The organism is Arcticibacterium sp. (genome assembly GCF_055134445.1).
This window is the reverse complement of record NZ_JBSRVI010000175.1, coordinates 1-11653: the sequence shown is the minus strand read 5'-3', so window position 1 is coordinate 11653 and position 11653 is coordinate 1. Positions and strand designations below refer to the sequence as shown.

Here is an 11653-nt window from a genome sequence, read left to right as displayed (position 1 = left end):
TTTGTGTTACCCAGAGCATGCTGATGGGAAGCAATTTAGCTGCGGTTCCGATAGCTATCGGGAGATTTTCTAATGCATAAAGCGGGTTTAACTATATTTAGTCTGAATATCAGCATTTAACTTATGAAAATTTATAGCTGTCAGCATTGCCAAAATAAACTCTATTTTGAAAATAGTCACTGTTTAAAATGTGGTTACAAAGTAGGTTTTGACCCTTACCAGCTTCGTTTCATTACGTTTTACAAAGATGACGACAACAACCTTGTCAACGTTAAAAACAGGAATGAGCGTTTTAAATTCTGTAAAAATGTAGACCACTATACCTGCAACTGGCTCTTGGCATCAAATGCTCCACAAAACTTCTGTAGAGCCTGTGAATTAAACCATACCATACCGCAGCTTGCCAATGGTGAGAATTTGGACCGATGGAAATTAATTGAAATAGCAAAGCACAGGTTGATTTACTCTTTACTTAGAATGAATTTACCTTTGAAGGCTAAAAAAGGTAAAGAAATGCAAGGGATTGCATTCAAATTTGTGGAAACCTTAAGTCCAGAAAAACGCATCATGACTGGACATAAAAATGGTGTGATAACCATTAATATAGAAGAAGCAGACGAAAAATTAAGAGTAAGAAATAAACTAGATTTAGGAGAGAAATATAGAACCCTGTTAGGCCATTTCAGGCATGAAGTAGGTCATTACTACTGGGATGTTTTAATAAAGAATTCTCCTAAAATAAGTGATTTCAGATGGCATTTCGGTAACGAAAATGAAGATTATGGAAAGGCCATTTCCACCTATTATAAAAATGGAGCACCTGCAAACTGGCAGTCGAGCTTTATTAGTCAGTACGCCTCATCTCATCCATGGGAAGACTGGGCAGAATGCTGGGCAAACTACCTCCACATGATGGACACCCTTGAAACCGCCTATTCATTTGGAATGAAACTATTTGGAGATCAGCAGCAAATCAAGATTGACATGGACCCTTATCTCATCAAATCTTTTGACGATATTTTCGACATGTGGCTACCTTTAACCTTTGCTACCAACAGCTTAACAAGAAGTATGGGACATACAGATTTTTATCCGTTCGTAATTTCTAAAACTGTTAAGAAGAAGCTCGCCTACATTCATGAACTATGCCTGTCTAATAGAATGTTCTAAATTTTAAATTTGTTTTAAACTGCCACTTAATAATCTGAGACAATCGTTATGTTTGTGAAGGAATAACGAAACCAAATGGATTTAACGGTAAAAAGTAGATTCTGGTTAGAATCAGGGAACACCAAGTTTCTAGGTTCTGGCAGAGTGGAATTACTAGAAAAAATAGACACACTGGGTTCTATCAATAAAGCTGCTGCGGAAATGAAAATGGCTTACAGGAAAGCTTGGGGTCTTATCAAGGCCATGAACGAAATCTCTACAAAACCCTTGGTCGTTAAAAAAGCGGGAGGAAAAGATGGCGGTGGCACTTACGTCACAGCAGAAGGAAAACGAGCTATTTATACTTACAGGAAATTTGAAAGTGAGTTAAACCTTTTTCTTCAAACCACAGGCAGCAAACTAAAGCTCTAAAATGACAAGATACTTTATTTTTATATTCATTATTTCGGCATGTTTCATAAACCACAACGTGCATGCTCAAGAAAGAGTGATAACGAAAGGAAACCAGCAATGGGTTCAATACTATAACCAAACCTCCCTGAATAAGAAATATTCCATTTTAGCAGATGGTGGTTTTAGATGGAAAGATGGTTTCTCAGAAAATTCGCAATTTATAATGCGAGCAGGTTTAAGAAGACAAGTCGCTAAGAATATGTACATCAGTGCGGGAATGGCCTATTCGGGTTTTTATAAAAATAACGAATTAAGTAAAAGGGAGTATCGTCCTCATCAGGAATTCACTTTAATGCAGCATTTCCACAAGATACCTATCCAACATAGAATAAGAGTGGAAGAACGCTTTTTTCATGCCATTTCCTCTTCAGAATTTCTGAGTCCAGATAGCTTTAACTTTCGATTTCGATATTCCCTTTCTGGCATCATTCCGCTTTTTAGCTATTCGTCAAAACACCCAGATAAAAATGTAGGTTTTTCCATAGGTGATGAAATATTCTTGAACGCTGGAGCCAGTTCGGTCTTTGACCAAAACAGAATGATCTTAGGTCCAGTGGTGAAAGTAAATGATGACCTGAGCATAAGCCTGACCTGGCAAAGCCAATTTGCCAGTACCGCAGAAGCCAAACATTATAAATATACAGATGTGATATGGCTGAGTTTAAGACATAAATTAGACCTTAGTTCAAAAAATAAAAAGGCATGAGAAAACTAATTGTCCTATTGTTAAACTGCCTTTTATTATGCTCTTCTTGTAATACTGCTAAGGATTCAAAACTCACCATTGCCACGGCGGCAAATATGCAGTTCGCGATGGATTCTCTGGTCAAAAACTTTGAGTTAAAAACGGGCATTCCATCTCAAACGGTGATTGGCTCTTCGGGTAAACTAACTGCTCAAATTATAGCTGGGGCTCCGTATGATGTTTTTGTAGCGGCAAATATGAAATACCCAAAAGCACTTTTCGACAAAGGTCATACCGCCAACAAACCCAAAATATACGCACAAGGGAAATTAGTCTTATGGACGCTTAATGTTAACATTAAACCAAGTATTAACGTTTTAAGCAGTCAAGTAGTCAATCACATTGCCTTGGCTAATCCTGATACAGCACCTTATGGTACTGCCGCCATGGAGGTACTCAATTTTTATAAACTTAATGAGACATTAAAAAATAAGCTGGTATTTGGCGAAAGCATAGCTCAAACTAACTCTTTCATTCACTCACAGTCTGCCGAAATTGGGTTTACATCTTTATCTACCATTAAAGCTCCTAAACTTGTCAATAAAGGAACTTGGATAGAAATTGACACCCAATTTTACAAACCCATAGAGCAGGGCATTGTGCTATTAAAAAACCATAATAAAGACGCCCTACAGTTTTACGACTTCCTTTTTACAGAAGAGGCTAGGCAAATTTTAACACATTTCGGCTATGAATAGCTTTTCAGGACATATTGCCCAAATAGAAAGCAGCGGAAACATATCCATTGTCAGTGTAGCTATTGATGAAAAACTGACTTTAAAGTCGGTCATTATAGACACCCAAGAAACTGCTCCTTATTTAATTAAAGGAGCTTCCGTCAAAACACTTTTTAAAGAGACCGAAGTCATTATCTCTTTAGACCAAAATCTAGCCATAAGCCTTCAAAACAGAATAGCTGGCATAGTAGCAGAAATAGAAAAAGGAGCCTTATTGAGCCGTATAGTGATTGATACTGCTAATGGTTGCCTGGTCTCCATCATTAGTACGCAAGCTGCAGAAAACTTAAAACTCACACAGGGTTTAAATGTAACTGCCATGATAAAACTTAATGAGATAATTTTAGCTCCATGATAGACTGGCAACCCATCATATTGACACTCAAACTTGCAGGATTGACCAGTTTAATCCTCTTTATGATTGCTATTCCTTTGGCCTACTGGCTCACATTTACAAAGTCAAAATGGAAACCAGTTTTTGAGACCTTGATAAGTATGCCATTGGTACTCCCTCCTACTGTACTTGGCTTTTATCTTTTGGTAGCTTTTAGCCCTTCTAATGCTTTTGGCAACTGGCTAAACGAATGGTTTGGTATCAAATTCATTTTCTCTTTTGCTGGCTTGGTCATAGCCTCCATCATCTATAGTTTGCCATTTATGGTGCAGCCCATTCAGGCTGGACTTTCTGCACTTCCAGCGTCATTAAGAGAAGCTTCTTATACTTTAGGAAAGAGTCGATTTGAGACACTAACAAAAGTACTCTTGCCTAATATCAAACCCGCTATTTTGACAGGCGTAGTATTAAGTTTTGCCCACACCGTGGGAGAGTTTGGTGTGGTTTTAATGATTGGCGGAAATATTCCTGGTAAAACCAAAGTGGCATCCATAGCCATTTATGATGAAGTAGAAGCCCTAAATTATGGAGCGGCCAACCAGTATTCTCTGATACTTTTCGCCATTACATTTTCCATATTACTAACGGTGTATTTGCTTAATGGAGGTTATTTAAAACGATGGAAAGCATGATTTTTTATGATTTCTTTAAAAAGCTAAAACCTAAATACTAAAAAAAAGTATTGACATCATTTCAAAAAAAAAGACTAATATCATTGTTACACATACTACCACAAAGTTCACTCAACTACCTAAACCTATGATTATTAACAAAAGAATAATATAAACTTCTTTTGAAAAAAAACATCAATCATTTTAACTTTGAATAACTTTGAATCCAAAGAAGTTCGAAAAAAAAGACCCAAAGGAAGCTAATCAAACTGACACTCATAGAATTCTTAAAATCCAATAATTATGAAAAAAAGAGCACTAATTTATCTTATCCTTTTTAATACATTACTTCTTAACAGCTGTAAAGACGAAGTCGATAAGGAAATCACTTTTGAAGAACAAATTCTTACTAGAGTCAAGACTGACTGTAACTTCTATCAGAACTTCCGTCTTCAAGATATTGAACGTATTGTGGAATTTGAAAATTCTGAGTTTACCGTATCTCCTTGGATTAATAGCATTGGCCCTGATAGCTTTGGTTTATTTTTAAAGTTTTACGAGGGAGATTCTATTCATGAGACATTTGCAGCTTCCGTGGGCCAATGTGGTCTACAAAACTTTACCTTCGAACTGAATGAAAAGTATCGTATTTCAGGCCATGGAGTAATTCTAGGAAGTGGTCCAAACTCAGAAAACATTGAATCTAGTGGCGGACGACTACTTATTGACAATATTGAAAAAATAGAATAATACTTAACACTGTATCTCATTAATCCAGTCAGCATAGCTATATTAGTTCTTTTCAAACAGAAGCCACTGGCTTCTGTTTGGCTTTAAAACCAACCATTGGCACTAATTGGAAATGTTAAATACAAGCCATGATTAAAATTGACATAAAGAAAAGCTTCCCCTCAGACCTGAAACTTGATATAGCTTTAAGTATTAACAAAGGCGATTTTGTTACACTTTTTGGTATGTCTGGAGCTGGTAAAACTACTACTTTGAAAATAATCAGTGGTTTACTGAATCCAGACTCAGGACAAATTATTGTCAATAATTCCATCTGGTTTGATTCGGAAAAGAAAGTAAACCTAAGTACCCAGAAACGCAGTATTGGCTATGTTTTCCAAGATTTTGCTTTGTTTCCAAACATGACTGTTAGGCAAAACCTAGAATTTGCACTTTCAAAAAAGCAAGATAATAGTATAATTAATGAACTCATAGAGCTTACCGAATTAGAGAACTTACAAAACAGAAAACCGGACACCCTATCTGGCGGACAAAAACAAAGAGTTGCTCTGGCCAGAGCTTTAGTCCAGCAACCTGAAATTCTACTACTAGACGAACCGCTTTCTGCCCTCGACAACCAAATGAGGCAGAAACTTCAAGCCTACATCTTAAAGCTGCATAAAAAGTATAAGTTGACCACTATCTTGGTCAGTCATGATATTGGCGAAATAGTTAAACTCTCCGACCAGATATTTGAAATAGAAGATGGTAAAATATCCAAAAAAGGAAATGTCAAAGAGTTTTTTGGACTGAATAAAACAAGTGCTAAATTCAGCTTTAGCGGCGAGATTATTGAGATTCAAAAGGAAGACGTCATCTATATTGTATCCATTTTGATAGGAAATGACCTCGTCAAAATAGTGGCAGACCAAAACGAAATAGAAAATTTAAAGAAAGGAGATAAGGTCTTTGTAGCTTCCAAAGCCTTTAACCCTATCATTCAGAAGGTCTCATAAAACCAGGCAGTTATTATAATTATTTCAATATTTTGTTTTATATATCCAATATTATTCGTAGTTTAATACCACTAAACTATAATGAAATATGGAATCAAAACTTACCATCGGAAACATTTTTGCTTTCATTGGCTTTGTTTGTGCTGTTTTAGGTCTTCTATTATATCAAGGAAATAAAATAGCTCAGTTTTCAATTTTAGCAGTAGGGGTTATTATCGCTCTTTTCGGTTTTCTATTGTCAAAGAGCAAAAGCTAGTTTAAGTTAAATCCCCTTTTTGAAAGCAAAAAGCCTCGGCCTCGGCCGAGGTTTTTCTTTATATATCACCCAAAAAAATGGCTTCTACTAAAGTCAATTTTCATACTTGAAATATTATAATGAGCGTTTCAAATTGCAATAAATAAGGGGGCTGAACGCGAAAAGCAAAGCATGATAATAACCATTGGTTATAAGAGATTTTACTGACCGATTCCTATGACTCTTAGCATATCAAAATTCATTACTTAAGCTTTATTTGAAACAGCTTTTTAACGCTGCCAAACCTTTTTGATGTGCATTAATCCCATTCATTTCCTCCGAACTTTCTTTCTCAACACACTGCTCCAAAACAATATGAGGATTCATCTTATTAGCTTTTAGAAAAGCAGCCACCCTAGCATAATCGATATCGCCCTCAGGGCTAAAAGTCTCAGTCCATACGCCATTTTCCGATTGCCGAACGTGAAGCTCTATTATGCTATCTTTATACATTTTCAATATATCGAAAACTGCCAATTCAGAATTATGAGAACCTCTAAAAATCCAATGAAGGTCCAAGCAGAAACCCACATTTTCAGAGGAAGTGTTCTGCAACATATGATGAATCTCTTTCGCACCAGCCAGCATTTCAGTACTATGTGTATGATACGCCAGCTTTATACCCAATTTTCTTAAAGACGCCCCCAAACTGTTCAAAGCTTCCAGTTGACGTTTTAACTGCTCATCAGACTTAAACGCCTCTTTATTCCAGTCTATAGGATTGGGATTGGTCACTATTATTTTAGTACCATATCTTCTAGCAGCTTTTGCTAGCTCTAAAATAGCATTAATGGAATGCTCTGTTTGATCCGCTACATGTAAAATACTATTGGCATATATAGAAGGCATTTTAATTTGATGTTGTTTTAATATAGGCACTAACTTCTTAACCATATCAGGATTTGTGAAGCTGTACTCTATACTCTTGAAACCCGACTTTGAAAATTCAGCTATGTCAAAAGCTAAATCATCACCCCAAACTTTCCCCTCTCTTTTAAAAAAAGTATGCCAATTATATGAACCGCATGAAAAAGATGCGGCTTCATTATTCCATGACAAATTATGAGAAACGGCCAAGGCAGGCACCCCTGCTAAAAATGTTCTTCTTTTCATTATGATTAGCGTTGAATGTAATAAGATTAGTTAGAAACAAGCATTAATTCAGGATTTAAAAAGTTCATATCAGTGTAAAATTGACCTGTAATCGAAAGCAATTTGAGCTAAAAATGTTAATTTTAAAACTTATTCAACCATTCAAATAATGACATATCTAAGCAGAAGAAACGCCCTTAAACTTACTGGTGTATCATTTCTATCACTTGCAGCCCCTAGCATCGCTTTTGGAAGAGAAGACGAAGTCCTCATAGGGCATGGAGACTTTAAGTACAAAGTGAAAATGGGCTGGGGAATGTTAGACGCAGAAAAAAATCCCGTTAACGACTGCCATGAAATGGTAGAAGACAGCTCTGGCAGATTAATTCTACTCACCAATGAGACCAAAAACAACGTTCTCATTTACAGCAAAAATGGTAAACTCCTAGACTCATGGGGACACACATTCCCTGGTGCTCACGGCTTAACAATAGCTGGAGAAGGTAAAGATCAATTTTTAATGATATGCGACAATAGCCGTCATCAGGTTATAAAGACAGATTTAAAGGGTAATGAAATTTTCAAGATTGAATACCCTAAAGAAACTGGCGAATACGAATATCCAACGCAGTTTGTCCCTACAGAAACTGCAGTAGATAGCAAAACTGGAGAAATATATGTAGTAGACGGTTACGGACTAAACTTCGTAATAGTCTACAACCAAAACGGTAAATATCTTAGACACTGGGGAGGAAAAGGAGCAGGAAATTATCAATACAAGTGTAATCATGGCGTGCTGATAGACGAAAGAAAAGGCAGAGAAAGAAGTCTTTTGATTACTTCTAGACAAGAAAACTGCTGGAAGAGATACACCATGGATGGCAAGTTTATAGAAAGAATAGAAATGCCAGGAAGTTTTATTTGTAGACCAGTACAAAGAGGTGAAAATCTATACGGTGCCGTTTTCCGTTCAGGACTAGAGTCCAATGAATATTCGGGATACGTGCAGATAATAGATAAAAACAACAAAGTAGTCAGTACTCCAGGAGGAAGCCAACCTATTTATAGTAATGGCGTTTTAGCTCCGCAAAAAAAGGAAGACCCTGCCAATGTCTTCATGCATCCGCATGACGTATATGTAGATTCTGATGAAAACATTTATGTACCACAGTGGGCATCCAAGAAAACTTATCCTATAAAATTGGAACGGGTTTAATCTTGATTTAACTCGAATAAATAGCGTGGAGAATAAAGTCCTTCGCGTTATTTTTATTTTCTATAAACCGTCGTAGGTGCCGCTTGAGCTTTAGCGTAAATGGTCATATCTGCTATGGTGACGTGGTCTGGTACAGAGATAGCATAAGCGATGGCGTCCGCAATATCCTCTGCCACTAAGGGTTCAAAACCCACGTAAACACCCTTTGCTTTTTCCTTATCTCCTTTAAAACGAACTTCAGAAAATTCTGTTTCTACTGCTCCTGGGGCAATGTTCGTTACTTTAATACCATGCTGTGTGTGGTCTAAACGTATACCTTCCGAGATGGCTTCTACTGCTTTTTTGCTGGCACAGTAAACAGTTCCATTGGCGTAAGTTTGCTTTCCAGCCACCGAACTCAGGTTCACCACATGTCCACCTCCACGTGCTATCATACCAGGTAAAACGGCTTTGGTCACATATAATAAACCTTTTACATTACTATCCATCATGGCGTCCCAGTCTGCCAATGCACCTTCGGCGATAGAGCCATGTCCATGAGCATTGCCGGCATTGTTCACCAAAATGTCAATATTCTTAAATGCTTCTGGTAAGGATGTTATAGCATCAAATACAGCATCCTTATCACTTACATCAAATGTTAAAAGGGTACTTTTAACATTCAAAGCGGCTTGTAATTCTTGTAGCTTTTCTTTTCTTCTTCCACAAAGAACCAATTCAATATTTAGTTTAGCTAAAGCCACCGCTGTAGCTTTTCCGATGCCAGATGAGGCACCTGTGATAAGAGCTGTTTTCATGTTAAAGTCGTTTTTATATAATTAGAAACAAAAAATCCAAGATTCTTACAGAACCTTGGATTTTAAAAGAAGATTATTGCTGCTGCTGCTGGCTTTGTTCTAGTTTAGCCTGCTCTTCCAAATGTTTGGTAATTCCTTTTCCTGCCGTGTTAAGAAGTTCAATAACCTTTGGGTCGTTAGTACTGTCTTTTATCATTTGAGCCAAATTACCTATTAAGTCTACCGTAAAATGATTCATCTCATCCACAGGCATGTCTTTGGTCCAAAGATTTATACCTAAAAGACCTTTATGGTATTGATCCCAAACCCCCACACAAATGGCTTTGGTTTCGTTTATTCCTTCATTTGGATTTTCTGTTGCATCCCAAAAGATTTTTTCTGGAATCCTATTTGCGTCTAATTCTACGGTAATATTAATTTCTGATTTCGTCATCTCAGCAGATTATTTTTTTTGCAAAGGTAATTTTTTGAATTTAGTGGATGACTAGATTCTCCACTTTTTCCGTCAAAACATATCCATTCAAAAAATAGTTTGGGCAAAGTCTAATAAATCAGAGTCTAAAGATTACTGCCAAAAACTCTTTTCAATAAATCAGATGTTCTCGCCAAAGGGTCTTTTCTTATTTTAGCTTCCTCTTCTGCTATCATGATAAACAAACCATCAATGGCTTTTTGCGTAGCATAACCCACTAAATCTGGATCCACTTTCTTCGTGAAAGGAATTTGATTATAAGTAGTCGCTAGGTCTGTATAGTTTTTTGTTGCTCCCGTTTTTGACAAAGCTTTCTCTACCACTGGAGAAAATAATTTAATTAATTCTGGCGAGGTCGTTCTTGTCAAATATTGCGTAGCTGCATCTTGCTCGCCTTTAAGAATACTCATGGCATCTGTAATGGTCATTTGCTTAATAGCACTCACAAATATCGGTTTCGCCTCTTTGGCAGCCTCTTCTGCTCCCTGATTAAGGGTCATGACAAACTTGTCTACCTCGTTTCCAAGTCCTATCTTACGTAAAGCAGTTTCTACTCTTTGCACATCTTCTGGAAAAGGAATTTTTATTTTGGCATTACCCAAGTATCCATTTTCTTTTGACACGGCATCTGCTCCAATAGAGGCTCCTTTTACCAAAGCTTCTTTCAAACCAGCTGCAATGTCGCCACTACTTAATGCACCTCCTCCACTGCTACCTAAAACGGCTTCGGCCACTTTGCCTAGGTTAATGCCTTGTGCACATGAATTGAGAAAAAATGTAGAGAGAAGAAGTGCTATAAATACTTTTTTCATTTTTGAAATATTGGTTTAATAAGAAGTGTTAATTGGAAAATTGACCGATTTTCGGGAAATTTGACCCAATTTAGTAACGCAAAAATAGTTAGGGTATTCTTTTGACCAAGCCCAATTAATATTAATAAATCTATGAAGCATATCAATGCTGAAGTAATTACCATTGGAGATGAGATTTTATACGGTCAAATTACAGATACTAATAGTCAGTGGATAAGTGCTGAATTGGATAAAATAGGTATCAAAACTGTTCGTAAAACTAGCATAGGAGACCAAAAAGAAGAAATCTTGGGGATTCTTAAGGAAGCCCAAGAAAGAGCGGACATCCTTATTTTCACAGGTGGACTAGGTCCTACCAAAGACGATATTACCAAGAAAACCTTAGCGGAGTTTTTTAACGACACATTAGAAATCAACCCAATTGCTTTAGAAAATGTTAGAGAGATTTTTGAAAGCAGAGGTTTTGAATTGACAGACTTAAACAGACTGCAAGCAGAAATCCCTACCAAAGCCACTTATTTAAACAACGCTGTGGGTACCGCCCCAGGCATGTGGTTTGATGAAAGCGGTAAGATCATTATCTCCATGCCTGGCGTGCCCTTTGAAATGAAATATATCATGGAGCATGAAGTGCTACCTAGATTAAGAAAGCATTTTAAAACACCCTTTATTCTTCATAAAATAATCAGAACCGTGGGCATTGGCGAATCTTTCTTAGCGGCCAAAATAGAAAGTTGGGAAGATGCATTACCACCACATATAAAACTTGCCTATTTGCCAAGCATGGGTCAGGTGCGTTTGAGATTGACCGGAACGGGAGATAATAAAGAGAAACTACTTGCGGAAATAGATGCGGAAGCCGAAAAAGTATATCCAACATTAGGCAAAAACCTCTTCAGTAAGGATAATGAAGAATTAGAATTGGTATTAGCCAAAATGCTTTTAGCAGAAAACGCTACATTAGCCACCGCCGAAAGTTGCACAGGTGGTTATCTGGCTCATAGCATTACTGCTAATGCTGGTAGCTCGGCATACTATTTGGGTTCTGTAATCTCATATTCCAATCAGGCCAAAATGGATTTATTAGGAGTACTTGAGGAAACGCTAACCAAGC

General features: G+C 37.0%; 14 protein-coding genes and 1 pseudogene. 11 read left to right on the top strand and 4 right to left on the bottom strand.

Going from position 1 to position 11653, the window contains the following annotated elements; translation table 11 throughout:
• Positions 1-123 precede the first annotated feature (123 nt).
• From ACTBZY_RS23170 to ACTBZY_RS23130, 9 genes are all read left to right on the top strand, one after another.
• Positions 124-1170 carry a zinc-binding metallopeptidase family protein gene (locus ACTBZY_RS23170; RefSeq protein WP_463048778.1) on the top strand — a complete coding sequence of 349 codons (1047 nt, stop codon included), beginning with the start codon at positions 124-126 and terminating at the stop codon, positions 1168-1170.
• Positions 1171-1245: 75 nt separating this feature from the next.
• Positions 1246-1581 carry a winged helix-turn-helix domain-containing protein gene (locus ACTBZY_RS23165; protein WP_463048777.1) on the top strand — a complete coding sequence of 112 codons (336 nt, stop codon included), beginning with the start codon at positions 1246-1248 and terminating at the stop codon, positions 1579-1581.
• 1 nt (position 1582) lies between these two features.
• The gene (locus ACTBZY_RS23160; RefSeq protein ID WP_463048776.1) at positions 1583-2329 is read left to right on the top strand and encodes a DUF2490 domain-containing protein; all 747 of its coding nucleotides are present in this window, start codon (positions 1583-1585) and stop codon (positions 2327-2329) included.
• Entirely contained in the window at positions 2326-3066 is a 741-nt protein-coding gene (modA, locus tag ACTBZY_RS23155) for a molybdate ABC transporter substrate-binding protein (protein WP_463048775.1), read from the top strand. Before ACTBZY_RS23160 ends, modA begins: the two co-directional genes overlap by 4 nt.
• Positions 3059-3460 (top strand): TOBE domain-containing protein, encoded by a 402-nt coding sequence (locus ACTBZY_RS23150; protein ID WP_463048774.1) that lies wholly within the window; start codon positions 3059-3061, stop codon positions 3458-3460. The genes modA and ACTBZY_RS23150 overlap by 8 nt, the downstream gene beginning before the upstream one ends.
• The gene (gene modB / locus ACTBZY_RS23145; protein WP_463048773.1) at positions 3457-4131 is read left to right on the top strand and encodes a molybdate ABC transporter permease subunit; all 675 of its coding nucleotides are present in this window, start codon (positions 3457-3459) and stop codon (positions 4129-4131) included. Before ACTBZY_RS23150 ends, modB begins: the two co-directional genes overlap by 4 nt.
• 282 nt (positions 4132-4413) lie before the next feature.
• Positions 4414-4860 carry a hypothetical protein gene (locus tag ACTBZY_RS23140; RefSeq protein WP_463048772.1) on the top strand — a complete coding sequence of 149 codons (447 nt, stop codon included), beginning with the start codon at positions 4414-4416 and terminating at the stop codon, positions 4858-4860.
• 128 nt (positions 4861-4988) lie between these two features.
• Complete coding sequence (locus ACTBZY_RS23135; RefSeq protein ID WP_463048771.1) at positions 4989-5855, top strand: sulfate/molybdate ABC transporter ATP-binding protein; 867 nt, start codon at positions 4989-4991, stop codon at positions 5853-5855.
• A gap of 88 nt (positions 5856-5943) precedes the next feature.
• Complete coding sequence (locus ACTBZY_RS23130) at positions 5944-6111, top strand: hypothetical protein (protein ID WP_463048770.1); 168 nt, start codon at positions 5944-5946, stop codon at positions 6109-6111.
• A 252-nt stretch (positions 6112-6363) separates the two neighbouring features.
• Here the strand turns inward: ACTBZY_RS23130 and ACTBZY_RS23125 are convergent, their stop codons facing one another.
• Positions 6364-7263, bottom strand: a complete 900-nt coding sequence (locus ACTBZY_RS23125; protein WP_463048769.1) for a sugar phosphate isomerase/epimerase family protein — start codon at positions 7261-7263, stop codon at positions 6364-6366.
• 148 nt (positions 7264-7411) lie between these two features.
• Here ACTBZY_RS23125 and ACTBZY_RS23120 point away from each other — a divergent pair, with 148 nt between their 5' ends.
• On the top strand, positions 7412-8458 hold the full coding sequence (locus tag ACTBZY_RS23120) for a 6-bladed beta-propeller (RefSeq protein ID WP_463048768.1): 1047 nt from the start codon (positions 7412-7414) through the stop codon (positions 8456-8458).
• Between the two features lie 53 nt (positions 8459-8511).
• Here the strand turns inward: ACTBZY_RS23120 and ACTBZY_RS23115 are convergent.
• The 3 genes and pseudogenes from ACTBZY_RS23115 to ACTBZY_RS23105 form a co-directional block, all read right to left on the bottom strand.
• A pseudogene (locus tag ACTBZY_RS23115) lies at positions 8512-9261 on the bottom strand (SDR family NAD(P)-dependent oxidoreductase); the annotation flags it as partial.
• A 67-nt stretch (positions 9262-9328) separates the two neighbouring features.
• Positions 9329-9688 (bottom strand): gliding motility protein GldC, encoded by a 360-nt coding sequence (gldC, locus tag ACTBZY_RS23110; RefSeq protein ID WP_463048767.1) that lies wholly within the window; start codon positions 9686-9688, stop codon positions 9329-9331.
• Between the two features lie 125 nt (positions 9689-9813).
• Positions 9814-10539 (bottom strand): DUF4197 domain-containing protein, encoded by a 726-nt coding sequence (locus ACTBZY_RS23105; protein WP_463048766.1) that lies wholly within the window; start codon positions 10537-10539, stop codon positions 9814-9816.
• Positions 10540-10671: 132 nt separating this feature from the next.
• Between ACTBZY_RS23105 and ACTBZY_RS23100 the strand changes: the two genes are divergently transcribed.
• On the top strand, positions 10672-11653 hold a 982-nt coding region (locus tag ACTBZY_RS23100), incomplete at its 3' end, for a CinA family nicotinamide mononucleotide deamidase-related protein (RefSeq protein WP_463048765.1).

Bases quoted from the DNA above. Each gene is read 5' to 3' on its own strand.
- modB (WP_463048773.1), top strand. From the start codon at position 3,457: ATGATAGACTGGCAACCCATCATATTGACACTCAAACTTGCAGGATTG.
- ACTBZY_RS23160 (WP_463048776.1), top strand. From the start codon at position 1,583: ATGACAAGATACTTTATTTTTATATTCATTATTTCGGCATGTTTCATA.
- ACTBZY_RS23140 (WP_463048772.1), top strand. From the start codon at position 4,414: ATGAAAAAAAGAGCACTAATTTATCTTATCCTTTTTAATACATTACTT.
- ACTBZY_RS23120 (WP_463048768.1), top strand. From the start codon at position 7,412: ATGACATATCTAAGCAGAAGAAACGCCCTTAAACTTACTGGTGTATCA.
- ACTBZY_RS23170 (WP_463048778.1), top strand. From the start codon at position 124: ATGAAAATTTATAGCTGTCAGCATTGCCAAAATAAACTCTATTTTGAA.
- ACTBZY_RS23125 (WP_463048769.1), bottom strand. From the start codon at position 7,263: ATGAAAAGAAGAACATTTTTAGCAGGGGTGCCTGCCTTGGCCGTTTCT.
- ACTBZY_RS23130 (WP_463048770.1), top strand. From the start codon at position 5,944: ATGGAATCAAAACTTACCATCGGAAACATTTTTGCTTTCATTGGCTTT.
- ACTBZY_RS23150 (WP_463048774.1), top strand. From the start codon at position 3,059: ATGAATAGCTTTTCAGGACATATTGCCCAAATAGAAAGCAGCGGAAAC.
- gldC (WP_463048767.1), bottom strand. From the start codon at position 9,688: ATGACGAAATCAGAAATTAATATTACCGTAGAATTAGACGCAAATAGG.
- ACTBZY_RS23105 (WP_463048766.1), bottom strand. From the start codon at position 10,539: ATGAAAAAAGTATTTATAGCACTTCTTCTCTCTACATTTTTTCTCAAT.
- ACTBZY_RS23135 (WP_463048771.1), top strand. From the start codon at position 4,989: ATGATTAAAATTGACATAAAGAAAAGCTTCCCCTCAGACCTGAAACTT.
- ACTBZY_RS23165 (WP_463048777.1), top strand. From the start codon at position 1,246: ATGGATTTAACGGTAAAAAGTAGATTCTGGTTAGAATCAGGGAACACC.
- modA (WP_463048775.1), top strand. From the start codon at position 2,326: ATGAGAAAACTAATTGTCCTATTGTTAAACTGCCTTTTATTATGCTCT.